A 16879-nucleotide genomic window follows, 5' to 3' on the forward strand; every position below is an offset into this window, starting at 1 on the left:
ACAGAAAACGATTAGTTCCATAAGATAGATTATCTGATCTGTGTCTGTAGGGGGGGTGGGTTCAAGGATGAAGTGCGACTTGCGTATGATACCAAAGGGTTATCAGTCGCAAGGAAAACGCAATGAGACGCACCTACTCCCATATCGACCTTGATGAACGACGCAAGATTGCCCGCTGGCGAACAGCAGGCTTGGGTGTGGAACTGATCGCCGCGAAGCTTGGACGACATCGTTCGACGATCTTTCGGGAGATCAAACGCAATAGGTTCATCGACAATGATGTTCCGGATCTCAACGGCTACTACTGTGTCACAGCGCATGACATTGCTTGTGGACGTCGTGCAAAGCTGCGCAAGCTGGCGCGCTTCTCTGACGTCAGGCAGTCTGTCATCGACCGGATCATGCATGGGTGGTCACCACAGCAGATTGCAGGACGGATGCGACTTGAGCGACATCCGGTCTCGGTGAGCCATGAAACGATCTACAAGTTCGCCTATTCGCCTGACGGCGACGCCATCAAGCTGTGGCGGCATTTGCCCGAGCATCGCGCCAGGCGCAGATCGCGACATGCAAGACGTAAGCACGGCCAACGCTTTGGCCCGGAGCTCAACATTTTAAGGCGCCCCGACGTCGTCGCCGCTCGCAAGCAGTTTGGGCATTGGGAATGCGACTTGATCCAGTTTCGAAAGAAGTTTGGAAAGGCCAACGTCACATCACTCGTTGAGCGCGTGAGCCGCTTTGCCATCTTGCTCCGCAACAACGACCGGCAATCACGGCCGGTCATGGATGGCCTGATCCGGGTGTTACAGTCCCTGCCCCACCGTGCTCGTCGTTCCATCACCTTCGACCGTGGCACCGAGTTCAGCGATTGGCCCTATCTGCAAGCTGGTATCGGTGCACAAACATGGTTCTGTGATCCTCAGTCGCCATGGCAGAAAGGCACTGTGGAGAATACGAACCGTCGCGCCAGGAAATAGCTTTCGAGAGAGGTCGACCCCCTGTCCGTGACTGATGCCGACCTGATCGAGATATGCAATCGGCTTAACGCGACACCACGCAAATGTCTCGGTTATCGAACACCGGCTGAAGTCTTCCGTAAGAAACTGCTCGCTCAGTTGAGACAGGCTGGTTAACTTGGCGCAGTTCGCAAGTCGCGCTTCGGCATGAACTCACAAGCGGGTGCAGGTAAGCCGCCCCGGCTGCCGCTGCAGCTGCACGGGCAACCTCGCAGGCGGCCATCTCGCCGGCATCAGACGCTTCCTTGGCCGAGTGCAACGCAGCCCAAGCGCTATCACGCAGAAGCTTGGTGCGTTTTGCGCCCTCCGCAAAAGCCTGCCCCCCCTCGACAGCCGCAATTGGCCGCAATTCTTCCAGGTTGAGAATGATCTTCGCGTCGCTCTTCATCCGCCTGCATTCCATTTCAGGTGTGCCCGTGTCTGTGGTGCAGGTCGGGATAATGCGGATGCTTGTGGCGCATAGGTTCATGTCGATGCCAATGTGAATGCGGTTCGGTCACTGGTTCGTCATGATGGTGCTGATGGTGTTCGTCATGAATGTGCGCATGCTCGTGTTCAAGAATCCCGTGATCGTGCCAGTGATCATGATGTTCGGTCAGGTGCAACCACAGTCCAAAGGCCATTAGCAGGCCCGCGATGATGAACTGTGGGGTCAACCCTTCATGAAAGAGCAGCAGGGCCAGCGCCGCGCCGATAAAGGGTGCCAAAGAGAAATAGGCTCCTGTCCGCGCCGTGCCGAGATGACGCAGGCCGAGCATGAACAAGACCAGGCTTACCCCGATGCCAAGGAACCCTGCCACCACACCTGAGAAAATCAGTCCAACGGACGGCAGGGTCGCGCCAACCAGGAGAGCCAGGCCGAAATTGGTGCAGCCTGCAACCAGACCCTTGATCATGGCAATCTGGACCGGATCGGCCGAGGACAATTTGCGTGTCAGATTATTGTCGATACCCCAACACAGACAAGCCAGCGCTATAAGCAGACCGCCGGCATCGAGGCTAAGCCCCTCGCCGTTCCACGATAGCAGAACGGCGCCACAAAGGATCGCTGCGGCACCAAGCAGCAACCGTCTGTCGACGTTTTCACGGAAGACGACCCAGGCGATGACCATCGTCGCTAGCCCTTCCAGGTTAAGCAGCAGCGATCCAGAAGCAGCCGTCGTTAACGACAGCCCGAACATCAGGAACAAGGGTCCGAGCATTCCACCAAAAAGCACCACCGCCGCAAGCCATGGCAGATCAGACTTCGTCAGCGGCGCCTCAACATTCGCGAAGCCAAGCGAGGCTCGACCCCAATGGACCGCGGCGAGGCCAATACCCGCACCCAGATAAAGGATCCCAGCCAACAACCACGGATCGACGAAGCCGATCAATAGTTTGGAGACAGGAGCCGTGGCTCCGAACAGCAGCGCGGCGCCAAGGGCGAACGGAACGCCCGGAAAACGAGGGGACTGGTCATTCTTCCCGGACATATGGAAATTATACATGGACTTTCGCGATCGTCGCTGCCCATTTTCGAGAATGACGCTTAAAGCTTCGCGCCAAGAGCGGCCCCTTTTTAGTCGGCCGATGCGGCGGTGAAAACCGCCAGCTGAGCGGCGAAGGCACGTTTATATGCGGGCCGTGCCTCGCCGCGGGCAACATAGGCGGAGAGGTTCGGATATTCGTCCAGTATACCTGATGATGCTTTCAACCTGAGCAGCACCGTCACCATCAAAAGGTCACCGGCGCTGAATGCGCCATCGAGCCAGTCGGCATCGCCGAGGCGAACCGAAAGGCTTTCCAGCCGTTTTCGGATGCTGTTCTCGAGCGCGCGCAGGCGCTGCTCGTACCAGGGCTCGTCGCGCTCGAGAATCATGGTGAGGGTGCGGTCGAAGATCGGCGGCTCCACGGTGTTGAGCGCGGCGAACACCCACGCAATCGCGCGCGCCCGGGCATTCGCGTCGCCCGGCAGCAGGCCCGTATGGCGCTCGGCGATATGGAGCACGATCGCACCGGACTCGAACAGGGCGAGATCGCCTTCCTCATAGGTCGGAATTTGCCCGAAAGGATGAAGCGCGAGATGCGCGGCTTCCTTCATCGCCTTGAACGAAAGAAGACGAACGTCGTAGGACTGGCCCACTTCCTCAAGCGCCCAGCGAACGCGCATGTCGCGCGCCAGCCCCTTGCCGCGATCGGGTGAGCGTTCAAAGGCGGTAATGGTGGGGATCATCGTTGTTCTCCATGGCTTGTTCGTCTTGAAGACGATTGGCTGAACGAGATTCCGACACCTGACGCGCGAGATAATCCCCGCGTCAGTTCAATCACAGCTCAAAAGATGCGTTTCTTCACCCCGATGAGCTAGAGTTCCGCAGCATCAAATACCGCCGCGACCCAATCGATGAAAACCCGCACACGCGGCGACAATTGCCGGTTTTGCGGATAGTAGGCGGCGAGCGGTAAAGGCGGCGGTGGATAATTCGGCAGGACCTCGACAAGGGTGCCGCGCGCGAGATCCTCCCGGAACCGATAGCGGGGCGCCTGAATCAACCCGTATCCCATCCGCGCCAGATGATGCGCCGTCTCCGCATCATTGGCTGTGACGCGGCAGGAGAGCGTCACCTCCCTCGTCTCTCCGCCGGTCTGGAACTCCATCGGCATCACTCGTCCGGTGCGGGACGACACAAAGCCGATCATCTGGTGTCCATTGAGATCGTCAGGCGAGGCCGGCAGGCCGTGAACTTCCAGATAACGCGGGCTGGCACAAGTCATTTCGGGAATATCGGGAAGCTTGTGCATGATCATGCCACTGTCGTCGGGCTCGCCTGCCCGGATCACGCAATCCACGCCTTCGCGCACCAGATCGACCAGCCTGTCGCCCTGCCCTATATGCAATAGGATTCCAGGATATCTCTCCAGGAATTCCGGCAGACGCGGCAGCAGAAACGCCCGCGTCAGCGTGCCGTGGGCGTCGATCCGCAGCACGCCTGCCGGTTCTCCACCGCGCAGCGCACTTTCCGCCTCATCGATGTCGGCGAGGATCGACAGGCAGCGCCGGTAATAGTCTTCCCCCTCTGGGGTGGGCGCTACATGACGCGTGGTGCGTTCGAGGAGGCGGCTACCGAGATCGCGTTCGAGCCGCCTGATTGCTTCGGTCGCCGTCGAACGCGGAATATTCAGATCAGCCGCAGCAGTTGTGAAGCTGCCGCGGTCGATAACCCGGACAAGAAGACGCATTGCATCGAGGCGATCCATGTTTGTTCGTGATATCCGAATTTACTTGTCAGTAAAAGGGAGATTATTCCGCCAGAAGGGTTCTTTATCTCTTGACCTAACAATGGAGGTCAAGAATGAGTCTGAAGGACAAAACCGCGATCATAACCGGCGCCGGCAAGGGCATCGGTGCGGCAATCGCCCGCCGGCTCGCCCATGACGGCTGTGCCGTCGTTGTGAACTACGCACGCGACGAAGCCGCCGCTCGCCAGGTTGTAAAGGATATCGAACAGGCGGGCGGCAAGGCGGTCGCGATCCAGGCTGATATCGGTGATCCTGCCGGCATGACCAAGCTGTTCGACGCCGCCGAGGCTGCTTTCGGCCCGGCCGATATTCTGGTGAACAACGCCGGCATGATGCGACTGTCGCCGCTGGCCGACGCTACGGACGCGGATTTCGACGAGCATTGCGCAGTCAATCTGGGCGGCACCTTCCGCGGTATGCGCGAAGCTGCCCGGCGGCTGCGCGACGGCGGACGGATCATCAGTTTGTCATCGAGCGTGGTCGGCTTCTACCAGCCGGGCTACAGCCTTTATGCCGCGACGAAAGCCGCGATCGAGGCCATGACGCATGTGCTTGCCAAGGAATTGGGGCCGCGCAGGATTACAGTGAATGCGATCGCGCCCGGTCCGATCGAGACGGATTTTTTCATGCGGGGCAAGTCCGAGGAGCTGGTCGCAAACATTACCCGGATGATCCCCCTCGGTCGCCTCGGCCAGCCTGACGACATTGCCGATGCCATCGCTTTCCTCGCCGGACCTGAAAGCGGCTGGGTCAACGGACAAACCATCCGCGCCAATGGCGGCGCTGTGTAACCCCTACCCTGCAAATCAAAGGAAAAGTTTATGCCTTTCGCGAATTACAAACTGCCCCAGGCTTCACTCTCGACGGCGCAGAAGGAAGATCTGATCCACAAGACGACCGAACTGATGGTCAGCTATTTCGGGGAGGTCGCACGCCCGACCACCATGGTTCTCATCGAGGAAGTGCCCGACGGCGGATACGGGCGGGCGGACGAGGTGTTCGTCATGCCGGAGGAATACCGGGCCAAGGACTGAAGCCAATGAAAACCGAAGCGGGCACCGTTGTGCCCGCTTCGGTTCATCACATTCCTGATCGAGCCGATTGTTCCCACTCAGAACTGGTCCTTGAGGTCCCGCTGCAGAGCGCTCCTTACAAGGCCGATCAGCTCGGAATGAATATCCGCGCGGGACCGATCACCAGCGTCTTCACAGATCGGATCGACCTCCCCTACCGATTTCAAGAACTCGGCAGCCCCTTCCTTGCATTCCGGCAGAAAGCTGAAATGATCGGCGCCAGTAACGGAGGCATAAGTTCCATGAGGCGTCAGCGTCGCCAGATGATCGGCGATTACACCCTCGGGAATGGTGCCGGGGCTGCCGAGATTGATGAAATTCATCGAGATTTTGATTTCCTTCAGGCTTTGCTCGTCATAGGCCTGCGCGAGACCCGGATCGACCAGGACGGCTGATTGGATGCGAGGGTCCCGGTTCGACTGCTCGAAACGTGCCTTGTCGATCGTCCGTAGATCAAGCTTGTCCACTTGCACTTCCTTTTCGTTGATGTAGCCCCTGCCGCCCGCGAACCAGGCGCAGTCCCATTTCGTATATGTGTCGCAGTAGCGGGCATATGTTTCGAGATTGGCGCGGGCGCCGGCAATCTCCATTGCCGCCGCGCCTCCGAGTGAAAAGCCGACGACGCCGATCCGATCGGCATCGATGATACCGCTCCATCGCGGATCTGCGGTCAGGCTGTTGATCAGGGCGGAGAGATCCTGCGTGCGCTCCCATACTTTCGGCGTATTGGCCGGCGTCGAGTCGCCGCTGGTGGTGCCGGGATGATTGGGACCGGCGACGACGAAGCCCGCTTTGGCAAGTTCCGTCGCAAGCCAGCTCATGCCCTGCACGCGGCCGCCCGATCCATGCGACATCACCACCAGGGGAAAGCGCCCTTGGACAAGCGTTGCATTGCGCAAGGCCGGGGCTCCCTTGAAGACTTGATTGTCGCCGATAAGGGCGGGTTCGCCGCCCGTTGTAGCGGGATACCAGATCGTCACAGCGAGATCCCGACCGCGCTGAGGCGCGGAAACGCTTATCTCGTCTACGCCGACTTCGGCAGCTTCGGAGGGAACGGTGAATGCGGCGGTGAACAGGACGGCGGAAAGAAAATACGGGAGTTTCATGGGTGTTTCTCGCTTGTTGCAAAGGATCGGCAATCCATCGCAGAACCTGTGCCCGCCCACGTTCTCGATCGTGATTCAGGTCGTCCCTCATCGCGATTTAGGTCATTATTCCCCAATCGACCGCCACCTCTGAGAGCATGCCTTGATCTTTATTCCACTTCCCTTCGTCGTTGCCCTGTTGCTTGTGATCCGCCTTATCGAGATGCTGCACAGCCAGGAACCGTCAAAAGGCAATCGGCCGTTCCTGGCCCTGATCGGTCTTTGCGCCTTGCAGTCGCTCGCCGTCGGCTTGCGGTGGGGCTATGGCATTACCGAACTGCGCTACATGCTGCCGGTGCTGGCGAGTTGTCTGCCGCCGCTGGTGATGGCCAGCTTCCGCAGCCTCATGCACCGTGAAGAAGCGCGAACCGGCATTGCCCGCTGGCTCCACGCCGCGCCACCGATCGTGGTCATTGCGCTCTTGGCAATGGCGCCCGGGTTGATCGACTTTGCCCTGATCGCGTTGTTCGTCGGATATGCACTGGCCATACTAAACCTCGGCAGGACCGGGCCGGACGCTTTAGACGAGGCGCGTCTCGACCGCGTCCTCTCGGCGCACCGCGCCCTCGTCATTGCCGCCGCATCGCTCTGCCTGTCAGCCCTCTTCGACCTTGCCGTTTTCATGGATTTCGAATGGAGCAAGGGGGCGAATGTCGCCCTGATGGTGAGCAATGCCAATCTTCTGGGGCTCCTCCTTCTCGGGCTGACCGCCACCGTCGCTGCCCGCGCGCGAGCACTCCCCTCCCCGGTCGCGGACATGAACGATGCCGCAGCGCAGGCCGCGCAGGACCGGGAAATCCTTGAGCGGATCGATCACCTGCTGGTCAAGGAGAAACTGTCCCGCGACGAGAACCTGACCTTGTCACGCCTGGCGCGACGGGCTGGCGTGCCGGCCCGGCAGGTGTCAGGCGCGATCAACCGGCTCTCCAGCAGAAACGTCTCGCAATATATCAACGACTTCCGGATCGCCGAGGCCTGCCGGCTGCTTCGCGAAACTGACATGTCCGTGACCGCGGCGATGTTCGAATCCGGCTTTCAGACGAAATCGAACTTCAACCGCGAGTTCCGGCGGGTCACGTCCCTCAGTCCCGCTTCCTGGCGCGACAAGAACCGATCGCCGGAATCCCTACAGTGAACCGAACGGCACAAACAGGATGCCTAGCCCTGCCGCCACGAGTACAACCCGGACCGGCAGCCGGTAAGCCGCGATCAGGCCGTAGGAAACGCAGGTGAGGCCGACGGCGGTCTTGACGGCGGCAAGGATTGCCTCAACCGGCGCTTCGGCCATTGCAAGAAGGTTCGGATTGGCGATCATCGCCAGCGGGATCAGATAAAGCCCTATACCCAGCGCCATCGCCGTGAAGGCCACTTTCAGCCAATCCTCGCGCACCATCCCGGCAGCGATGAAGACCGCGCCACAAACAGGCGGCGTGATGGTCGACAGGAGTGCGAACCAGAACACGAAGAGATGCGCCTGCAACGGCTCCAGGCCGAGCTGCGTCAGCGCCGGCCCGGCCACCGAAACGCAGATGACATAGGCCGCCGTCGTGGGCACTTCCATGCCGAGAATGAGGCAGGCGGCAGCGGTGAGGAACAATGACGGCCACAACATGCCGCCCGCACCCGAAAGGATCAGCGAGGTGATCTTCACGCCAAGGCCGGTGATCGACAGCACGCCGATAATCACCGAAGCGCAAAGGATGATTGCCGCGATCAGCGATACCTGCCGCGCCGCGCCGACCAGGGCATTCTCGAACCGGACCAGCGCCTCGCGCGGGTTGAAGCGCAGCTTGCCATCGAACAGGAGCAGGACGGCCCCGGCAAGTATCGCGAAAGCGGCGGCGTATTGCGGCGTGTAACGGGCCCAGAACATGCCCCACAGAAGGATGGAGAATGGCACCAGGAAGAAGGCGGAGGTGACGAGTACGTCGCGTGGCGCCGGTTTCTGATCCGCCGGTAACCCCTTCAGCGGATAGCGTGTGGTGAAGGCATTGATCCCGACCCATACGGCGAGGAAATAGAGGATCGCCGGCAGGACCGCCGCCGCCATGATGTCGGTATAGGGCGTGCCGGTCAGTTCCACCATCACGAAGGCCCCTGCCCCCATCAGCGGCGGCATGATCTGCCCGCCGGAGGAGGCCACCGCCTCGATCGCGCCGGCGAGCCGCTTCGGGTAGCCGAGCCCGACCATCGCCGGAATGGTAATGGCGCCGGTGGAGGCTACATTCGCAGAGGCCGAGCCGGAGATGGAGCCGAACAGGGCCGAGGAAATCACGGATACCTTGCCTGCGCCACCGTTCAGTCGGCCGGCGGCGGCCGCTGCAACATTCATGAAGCCCTGCCCCGCTTCACCGGCATTCAGCACCGCGCCGAAGATCACGAAGATCGCGACCGTGCCGACCGAGATGCCGGTCAGGCTGCCCCACAGCCCGCCCTCGGCGATCGTCAATGTGCCGAGGAAGCTGGCAAGCGGCGTTCCAGCATGACCGAACTCACCCGGGATATATTGACCGAACAGGCCGTAGAGCAGCGCCAGCGCGGCGACGCTCGGCAGCGCCCAGCCAATGGCGCGGCGCGCCGTCTCCAGCACCACGGCAAGCAGTGTGATGGCGATCCCGGTTTGCACCGGGCCTTCGAGGAAACCGTACTGGTCGGCGAGGCTTCCCTCATTCACCGCCACCCAAAGGCACGCCGCGATCCCCGCCACCGCCAGCACCCAGCCCGAAAGGCGCTTCAGGCCGCTCGAAGGCACGAAAATCAGGAGCCACGGCAGGATCAGCGCCATATGCAGCGGCCGGCTGACGAGGTTCGGCACGAGGCCGGAAAAGATCAGCCCCAGGTGAAAGGCGACAAGCAGCGCGGCGAGAGCCGCAAGAAGAATGCGTTTGGTCATCGATTGGTCGGGCGGGAATGGAACGGCGGGCGAAAGAACAAGGGCACGGCATCCGCCGCGCCCATCGCGATAAGGCCTACATCTGCCCGTCGCTCAATTCAAAGCCCACTTCCTTGTAGTAGCGGACGGCGCCGGGGTGCAGCTTGCCGGTGATGTTGGCCAGCAGGCCCTTGTCGACACCCTTCCACCAGGGCGCCGAGCCGCTCATCGCCGCCTTCTGCTCCCAGAAGGTCTTGGTGAGCTGATAGGCCGTCTCGTCGTCCATCGCTGCAGTGGCATAGGCAACGACGGGCAGAGACGTCGTCAGAATGTCCTTGTCCTGGCCGGCATAGGTGCCGGCAGGGATAGTCAACGGTGTACGCTTGGTCTCGGCTTCCTGCTCAGGCGTCAGCGACAGGATATTGACCTCGGTGCTCGCCGCGACCTCCACGACATTGGGCGCGGGCCACGAACCGGCGGTGACGAAGCCGTCGATCTGTCCGTTCTTCAACGCGTCGACGGCATTGGAGAGTTCCGCGTCGGCAATCTTCACCTTGCCGTCAAGGCCGAATAGCTGAAGATATTTCTCGCCCTCGGTCGCGCCAAACGATCCCTTGCCGAGCAGAATGGTCTTGCCCTCCATGCCGGCGAAATCCTCCGTACCCGAGGCCTTTGACATGACGAAGTGCATGGCTAGCGAGGGGATCGGGAACAGGGCGCGGATTTCGGCGAATTTCGGGTTGCCCTTGCCCTCGAAGGCGCCCGTTCCCTTCTGCGCCGCATCGACCAGCGCCGGCGGTGTCGTGAAGACATAGTCGCCGCCGCGTGCACGCACTTCCATCACATTCTGCACCGAGCCCTGACTCTCCTCGATGGTCATGATGATATTGCCGTCGGTGCCCTTTTTTATGGCCTCGGCGACCTCGACCCCCATCTGGTAATAGGACGAGCCTGCCTTGGCGGATTTATAGGTTATGCGGGTTTCGGCATTTGCGGCGGTGGTGGCGAACCCCAGGACCAGGGCCGAGGTGAGCACGACTTTGACGGCTGAATGAAGCATTGCTGGATGTCCTCCCTGTCTTTACTGCTCCCGCATAGCAGGTGCCATCCCGTTTGGCCAATGCCCAAGTTTTTCTAATGGCTCCCGCAAGGTATCCTCGTTTGTCCAGTCACTTCGGGCCAGGTATATCGGCTGCACTTCAAAACCGGCTGCACGCGCGGCCGATCAGACGGATATGAGGGTATTGGCTGCCATGACAAAAAGCTTCCTTCTGAAATCTGGCGTTCTCGCAGCTGCCACGCTGTTCATCGGCGCCGATGTCAACGCGGCCGGCAGCGATGTCCGGGACCGGCTCCAGCAGGTCGTGAGTGAAGCGGTTCTACCTGTCATGAAGGAATATGCCGTGCCGGGATTGGCCGTGGCAGTTACGGCCGGAGGCAGGCAATATTTCTTCAATTACGGCGTCGCTTCGAAGGAGAATGACAGGGAAGTCACCGAAAACACGCTTTTTGAAATCGGCTCGATCAGCAAGACCTTCAACGCGACGCTTGCCGGCTATGCCGAAGCGGTGGGCAAGCTCTCCTTCACCGACAAGGCGAGCAAATATTGGCCGGCGCTCAACGGCAGTAGCTTCGACAGGATCAGCCTTCTCGAGCTTGGCGCCTATACCGCGGGTGGCCTGCCGCTCCAGTTCCCGAAGGATGTCACGACAGACGAAAAGATGCTCGCTTATTACCGGAACTGGCGCCCGGATTATGCTCCCGGCACGCACCGGCAATATTCTAACCCGAGCATCGGGCTCTTCGGTTATCTCACCGCCAGAAGCATGAACGCGCCTTATGACGAGCTGATGAGCAAGAAGCTGCTTGCGATGCTGGACTTGAGGAACACCTATGTCAAAGTCCCTGAAAACCGCATGGGCGATTATGCATACGGCTATCTGAAGGACGGCAAGCCGGTGCGGGTGTCGCCGGGTGTCCTGGATTCAGAAGCCTATGGCGTACGGACAACCTCGGCCGACCTGATCAAATTCGTCGAGAAGAATATCGACCCGTCGAAGCTCAATCCCGCCTTGCGAAAAGCGATTGCGGCCACCCACACCGGTTATTACTGGATCCGTCCGATGACGCAGAGCCTAGGGTGGGAACTTTATCCCTACCCTGTCGCGCTTGACCGTCTGCTTGAGGGGAATTCCGCTGGCATGGCGCGCAAGGCCAACAAGGCCGAGAAGCTGGACCCGCCGCTGCCGCCGCAGGAGGATATCCTTCTCAACAAAACCGGTTCCACGCGCGGCTTCGGCGCCTATGCCGCATTTGTTCCCACCAAGAGGATCGGCGTCGTGATCCTGGCGAACAAGGCTTATCCCATCCCAGAGCGGGTGAAGGCCGGCTACCGGATATTGCAGGCGCTGGACCGCGAGACAGGCTCTGCCAGCGCTCGCTGACCCATCTTTCGGCGATCGGCAAGACGAAGCCCGCCACGCGCATTTCAGGCACGCAGCGGGCTTTCAAGGTAGAGGCAGCGCCCACCGAAGGAGGCGGCTGCGATTTATTTCCCATCCGGCAGGGTGAAGGCAATGACCTGATCGCTGACGCGCGGCGTCAGAATGGAATTGCCGCCGGCTACGAAGACCACATATTGCTTGCCCTTGTAGGTATAGACGGCAGGCATGGCGACCGCCGGAGCATCCACCAGTGCTTTCCATACCTCATTGCCGGTCTTCACATCATAGGCTCTGACCTTGGAATCCATGGAGGCACCGATGAAGATGAGGCCACCCTTGGTGATCACCGGTGCACCTATGGTCACGGAGCCCCAGGAGTCGGGCATGTAGAAGCCCCATTGCTGGACGGCGCCCAGAGGCTTACGCCACAGGAGGTCGCCCGTCTTCAGATCGTAGGCTGACATTTCTCCGTAGGGCGGATTCCAGCATGGCATGCCGAGCGGGTTAAGGAAGTTCGACAGACGGAAACCATAGGGGCTGCCCCGCATCGGAGCATAGCCACCGGTCTCGTGTGCTCCGTTGTTGGTGACCTGGTTATACTGGTCTCTCGGGATAAGCTGATAAATCTGCACCACCTGGGTGTGATTGACGACGAATGTCTGGCTTTCAGGATCCACCGCACCACCGCCCCATTCGACACCGCCGATGGTGCCGGGATAAGTGAGGGTGCCTTTCAGGCTTGGCGGCGTGAAGGGGCCGTCATAACGCAGTTCCTTCGCCTTGCGGCTGCAATAGCCGAAGCTCAGTGCATCGGCGAGCCAGAACACGCCGGGCCACTTTTCATTCACCACCGGTTGCGGACGGGCGACGAAAGGCTGTGTCTTGGCCGCCACCTCGCCTTCTACATCGGACGCAGGAACCGGTCGTTCCTCGATCGGGTAGACCGGCTCGCCGGTATAGCGGTTAAGGACATAAAGGAAGCCCTGCTTGGAGGTCTGCACCAGAGCCGGAATCTTCTGTCCGTCCTTCTCGATGTCGATCAGCGTCGGCGGTGAGTTGGTGTCGAAGTCCCAGATATCGTGGTGCACCAGCTGACGGCTCCAGATCACGTTTCCCGTCTCCGTATCGACGGCCGTCACGGATGTTGCGAGCGGAATCGGATCGAGCCGGTTGCCGCCATAGAAATTCGGGCTGGGAGAACTGACCGGGAGATAAAGAATATTACGATCCGGATCGATCGACATGCTGGCCCAGACATTGGACGTGCCTGTTTTTGACCACATCTCCTTGGGGATTGCATCGAAGGTCCATTCGAGCTCGCCCGTCCTGGCATCGATGGCGAACACCGAGCCCGGAGGATCGGCGGTATCCGTCCAGTCACGGCCTGCCCAACCTACAATGAGCTTGTCTTTGTAGACAGTCGGCGGCTGAAGGAGGGAAAGCGGCCATATGTTGTTGACCTTGTTCCAGACATTGATGTCGAGAATGCCGTTCTGTCCGAAATCCGCGCAGGGGCGGCCAGTATCGGCATCGACCGCATGCAGCTTTGCATCCATTGTGCCGATGTAGACCCGCTTCTGGCAGGCCTGTCCCTCGACCGGATTTTCGGCTTCCCAATAGGCGACGCCGCGGTTCTTCATATCGGGCTGGGTCAGCGCCTTCAGGACCGCCTGGCTCTTATAGGTCCACTTCACCTTGCCCGTATCAGGCTCGATGGCGACGATGTTGTAGAACGGCGTGCCGACATAGACCGTATCGTTGACGAAAAGCGGCGTTGCCGACCAGACGGACATGGGCACGTCGCCGCTGCCGTCCGACACGTCGCCGGTATGGACTTCCCAGGCCTTTTTCAGCGTGCCGACATTCTGAGGCGTGATCTGGTCCGCGGGAGAATATTTCTGCGCCTTGAGGTCACCATTGAAGGTCGACCAAGTATTGTCGTCGGCCTTTGCCGAGGCCAGCCCAAGCGCGGTCGCCAATGCAAGCCCCGAACACTTCAGTGCGAGGCTTGAATAAAGAGAGACGGTCCTTTTCATGAGGTTGCCTTTCCTTTCACCGTACGTGCGCCGCGGCTGGCCGGAGCATCCTGATGCCTGGTGGCGAGAAGCCAGCCGATCAGGCAGACCGCCATCGCGAGCAAGAGCCATTTGCTGTCCAGGAAATAAGCGGCGAGGGCCGTCCCGAGAATTCCCAGCAGCAGCAGGAAGATGAGCGTCCCGCGCAGCCAACCCCGCATCTTGGGCCACATCGCGATCGCCATTGCGGCAAGCAGGATCGCTGCGCTTGAGGCAATGACCAGGAGAGCGCCTCCGGTGCCGTTTATCCCACTCGAACGGGTGGTATAGGCGATAAGGGATAGAATGAGACCAGCCGCCGCCCCGAGGGCGATCAGACCGGCACTTGTTGCCCGGCTCATTGTCGTCACTCCATGTCTTGGCTGAGAATTGTCACCGCCCAGCATATCTTCAGTTCAGAAATGGCCGCACGCCTCCAGATCAGAACCGGCGCGCATCATCCATTACCTTTATCAGCAAGCTAGAGGCAGATCATGAAGAAATACTTAAGTCAATACTGATGCATTATTCCGTTAATTCTGAATTATATCATATTCTTCTATTTATATTGAAATCACTTCAAATTCTCCTTCGGTATATCCGCCTAGCCCAGCGGCCGACGCAGATGCACGGCTGCACACAACCGTTTTGATGAAATATCGGGAGATGATTCGGTGTTTCATCACCGGACTGGGAGCGAGAAGCCCGCTTCTCACTTTTGCCAAGCGGCCTTGACGCGAGCGCGTGTTCAGCCGACAACCGGCAAATCCGCCTGATACGCCTATGTTTTAAGGCTTGGATTTCGCCCAAAACGGCTGGAATCTAACAAGAAAAACGATCGGAATTTGCAGGAGCATCCCATGTTGCGTGACTTCAGCGATACCATCGCCTTCGTGAAGGTCGTGCAGGAGGGAAGCTTCACCGCCGCCGCCCGGGCATTGAAAACGCCCAAGGCGAGGATCAGCAGAAAGGTCCAGGAGCTCGAACGCCGGCTCGGCGCGCAACTTCTGAACAGGACGACGCGCAGCCTCAGGCTCACCGAAGCGGGCTCGATCTATTTCGAGCATTGCCGAAAGCTGGTGAAGGATATCGAGGACGCCGAGAATGCCGTCGGCGAACTGCAGCAACACCCGCGCGGCTGGCTCAAGATCACCGCGCCGCACTGGCTTGGCACCCGCGCGCTGGTACCGATCCTCAGCGAATTCCGCGAGATCCATCCCGACGTCTTCCCCCAGTTGTTCCTCGGCCATGAAGTGACCGACATCATCGCCAGGGATATCGATGTCGCGTTCCGGGTCTGGGATGGACCGCTCCCGGATTCCTCACTCACGGCAAGGCGGCTCGGCAGCCTGCGGATGGGTATCTATGCCGCGCCATCCTATATCGAGCGCTGGGGAAAGCCCGAGCATCCGTCGGAACTGGAGAACCACGCCTGCCTTGTCACGCAGATCTATTTCGACAGGCCCGTCCATGCCTGGCCGCTGATCAGGGAGGGATCACGCAGCGAATTTCCCATCCGCCCCGTCGCCGTCGCCGGTGATCCGGAAGGATTGCACGGCTTTCTCCTGGCCGGGGATGGGCTGCAATTGTCGAACCACGTGCTCGTCAGGGCCGATGTCGCCGCGGGTCGGCTCGTCCGGGTTCTTCCGGAGTGGTCGGGGCCCGAATTCGGACTATACGCGTTGAGGGCCGGCGGCCGGGTGCAGCCGCCGAAGCTCAAGGCCTTCATGGATTTCCTCCTGCCCCGGCTGGACCTGGAGGCCTGACCGCCCGTCAGCCCGCGGATGCGGAATAATTGAGCGGCACCCAGTCGTAATTCGTCTCGTCGCGCCGCACATGGCCGATGCCGGGAAAGGCGATATGAGCGCCCGCCACCATGTATCTCTCGCTGGCCGCCTCGTCCAACGCCACCGCGCGCGTTTCCACCGCCTTCTTCTGGTCGACGTCGAACTCGATGGCGACACCGGGCTCGTCGAACTGCAGGGCGTCGCCATGGGTGATATCGCCCCAGAACACCAGCTTCCGCCCGCCATCCTCAATGACGATCGAGCTGTGCCCTGGCGTATGCCCTGCCCGCAGGATGGAACCGATGCCAGGCAGCACTTCGCCATTGTCCGCGAACGTCTCGATCCTGCCGGCGTCGAGATAGGGCTGCAGGCTCTCATGCGCCTCGGTAAAGTGCTGCGGCGGCGCGCTGGCCGGCCTCTCCGCCACAGGCGTCTTGAGCCAGAAATCGAGCTCCCGCTCATTCACCCGCACAGTAGCGTTACGGAACAGGCGATCACCCTCCGCGCTCAGTCCGCCGGAATGATCGGTATGAATATGGGTGAGGATGATATCGTCAATCTGATCAGGCTGATAGCCCGCTGCCTTGAGGTTTCCCATGAGCTTGCCCAGCGTCGGCCCGAGATAGGAACCGGTGCCGGCATCGATGAGGACAAGCCGGTCTCCGGCATTCACGAGAAAGGCATTGACCGAAGTTTGCGTCGGCGTCTCCTGAAACGCCGCGGCAAGAGCCGATCGGGCGTGCTCGCTGGTCGTATTGGTATAGAGTTCCGGCAGCGGCAGCGGAACCGTCCCGTCCGACAGCGCCGTCACCTCGAAGCGCCCGAGCCGCAACCGGTAAAACCCCGGCGCCTGGAATGTCTGGAACGGTGCTTTTGCCAAAGCGGGGCCAAAACCGCTCATGCCCGTGCTCAGCACAGCCAGGGCGGCGGCGCCCCGCAACAGGTTTCTACGCGTATACATCTTCATTTCTCCCGATCAATCGCCTTCATCGTTCCGGCAAGGGGTGGGTTCGCCGACTGATCTAAACCACGGCGAATGCGGCGATTAGTGCGGGGGTTCGATAAGGATTGTTCCGCAAACAGATACAATGCCAGTCCTCTTGGGCGCGCACGCGCTCCGCTTCCACGCAAACGTCACCCTGAATGACGGCGACGGCGTCATCGCCCGCATGGGCCTCGCCGTCAACTACGGGAACCAATGGCAGACGACCC

15 protein-coding genes and 1 pseudogene are annotated in these 16879 nt (G+C 60.3%); 6 read left to right on the top strand and 10 right to left on the bottom strand.

Going from position 1 to position 16879, the window contains the following annotated elements:
- Window positions 1-122 precede the first annotated feature (122 nt).
- Window positions 123-1133 (top strand): annotated as a pseudogene (locus tag ATN84_RS19085) (IS30 family transposase).
- Here ATN84_RS19085 and ATN84_RS27550 read toward each other — a convergent pair.
- The 4 genes from ATN84_RS27550 to ATN84_RS19100 all read right to left on the bottom strand — a co-directional run bounded on the left by ATN84_RS27550 (window position 1042) and on the right by ATN84_RS19100 (window position 4250).
- Window positions 1042-1404, bottom strand: coding sequence for a hypothetical protein (locus ATN84_RS27550; RefSeq protein ID WP_201026417.1), 363 nt, complete (start codon window positions 1402-1404; stop codon window positions 1042-1044). The pseudogene ATN84_RS19085 and the gene ATN84_RS27550 sit on opposite strands and share 92 nt — an antisense overlap.
- A 16-nt stretch (window positions 1405-1420) precedes the next feature.
- The gene (locus ATN84_RS19090) at window positions 1421-2503 is read right to left on the bottom strand and encodes a DMT family transporter (protein ID WP_082766389.1); all 1083 of its coding nucleotides are present in this window, start codon (window positions 2501-2503) and stop codon (window positions 1421-1423) included.
- 71 nt (window positions 2504-2574) lie between these two features.
- On the bottom strand, window positions 2575-3228 hold the full coding sequence (locus ATN84_RS19095; protein ID WP_068883679.1) for a glutathione S-transferase family protein: 654 nt from the start codon (window positions 3226-3228) through the stop codon (window positions 2575-2577).
- Window positions 3229-3356: 128 nt separating this feature from the next.
- Window positions 3357-4250: a LysR family transcriptional regulator gene (locus tag ATN84_RS19100; RefSeq protein ID WP_068883681.1), complete on the bottom strand. Its 894-nt coding sequence runs from the start codon at window positions 4248-4250 to the stop codon at window positions 3357-3359.
- A 95-nt stretch (window positions 4251-4345) separates the two neighbouring features.
- Between ATN84_RS19100 and ATN84_RS19105 the strand changes: the two genes are divergently transcribed.
- Both ATN84_RS19105 and ATN84_RS19110 read left to right on the top strand, forming a co-directional pair.
- Window positions 4346-5083, top strand: a complete 738-nt coding sequence (locus ATN84_RS19105; RefSeq protein ID WP_068883683.1) for an SDR family oxidoreductase — start codon at window positions 4346-4348, stop codon at window positions 5081-5083.
- 30 nt (window positions 5084-5113) lie between these two features.
- Window positions 5114-5326 (top strand): tautomerase family protein, encoded by a 213-nt coding sequence (locus ATN84_RS19110; protein WP_068883684.1) that lies wholly within the window; start codon window positions 5114-5116, stop codon window positions 5324-5326.
- 77 nt (window positions 5327-5403) lie between these two features.
- On the opposite strand, the gene ATN84_RS19115 is transcribed toward ATN84_RS19110, so the two are convergent.
- A complete protein-coding gene (locus ATN84_RS19115; protein WP_068883686.1) occupies window positions 5404-6471 on the bottom strand; it encodes an alpha/beta hydrolase family protein in 1068 nt (355 codons plus the stop codon).
- Window positions 6472-6613: 142 nt separating this feature from the next.
- On the opposite strand from ATN84_RS19115, the gene ATN84_RS19120 reads away from it, so the two are divergent.
- Window positions 6614-7645: a helix-turn-helix domain-containing protein gene (locus ATN84_RS19120; RefSeq protein WP_068883688.1), complete on the top strand. Its 1032-nt coding sequence runs from the start codon at window positions 6614-6616 to the stop codon at window positions 7643-7645.
- On the opposite strand, the gene ATN84_RS19125 is transcribed toward ATN84_RS19120, so the two are convergent.
- Both ATN84_RS19125 and ATN84_RS19130 read right to left on the bottom strand, forming a co-directional pair.
- Window positions 7637-9403 carry a TRAP transporter permease gene (locus ATN84_RS19125; protein ID WP_068883690.1) on the bottom strand — a complete coding sequence of 589 codons (1767 nt, stop codon included), beginning with the start codon at window positions 9401-9403 and terminating at the stop codon, window positions 7637-7639. The two genes, ATN84_RS19120 and ATN84_RS19125, sit on opposite strands and share 9 nt — an antisense overlap.
- 76 nt (window positions 9404-9479) lie before the next feature.
- Window positions 9480-10442, bottom strand: coding sequence for a TAXI family TRAP transporter solute-binding subunit (locus tag ATN84_RS19130; protein WP_068883691.1), 963 nt, complete (start codon window positions 10440-10442; stop codon window positions 9480-9482).
- A 193-nt stretch (window positions 10443-10635) separates the two neighbouring features.
- On the opposite strand from ATN84_RS19130, the gene ampC reads away from it, so the two are divergent.
- Window positions 10636-11826, top strand: a complete 1191-nt coding sequence (ampC, locus tag ATN84_RS19135) for a class C beta-lactamase (protein ID WP_068883693.1) — start codon at window positions 10636-10638, stop codon at window positions 11824-11826.
- A 104-nt stretch (window positions 11827-11930) separates the two neighbouring features.
- Here ampC and ATN84_RS19140 read toward each other — a convergent pair whose 3' ends face one another.
- Window positions 11931-13862 (bottom strand): pyrroloquinoline quinone-dependent dehydrogenase, encoded by a 1932-nt coding sequence (locus tag ATN84_RS19140; RefSeq protein ID WP_068883694.1) that lies wholly within the window; start codon window positions 13860-13862, stop codon window positions 11931-11933.
- Entirely contained in the window at window positions 13859-14242 is a 384-nt protein-coding gene (locus ATN84_RS27015) for a hypothetical protein (RefSeq protein WP_068883696.1), read from the bottom strand. Before ATN84_RS27015 ends, ATN84_RS19140 begins: the two co-directional genes overlap by 4 nt.
- A gap of 498 nt (window positions 14243-14740) precedes the next feature.
- Between ATN84_RS27015 and ATN84_RS19150 the strand changes: the two genes are divergently transcribed.
- Complete coding sequence (locus tag ATN84_RS19150) at window positions 14741-15646, top strand: LysR family transcriptional regulator (RefSeq protein WP_068883698.1); 906 nt, start codon at window positions 14741-14743, stop codon at window positions 15644-15646.
- Between the two features lie 7 nt (window positions 15647-15653).
- On the opposite strand, the gene ATN84_RS19155 is transcribed toward ATN84_RS19150, so the two are convergent.
- On the bottom strand, window positions 15654-16628 hold the full coding sequence (locus ATN84_RS19155; RefSeq protein WP_068883700.1) for an MBL fold metallo-hydrolase: 975 nt from the start codon (window positions 16626-16628) through the stop codon (window positions 15654-15656).
- Between the last annotated feature and the right edge of the window lie 251 nt (window positions 16629-16879).

Source organism: Paramesorhizobium deserti, from assembly GCF_001558695.1.
Lineage (GTDB): Bacteria > Pseudomonadota > Alphaproteobacteria > Rhizobiales > Rhizobiaceae > Paramesorhizobium > Paramesorhizobium deserti.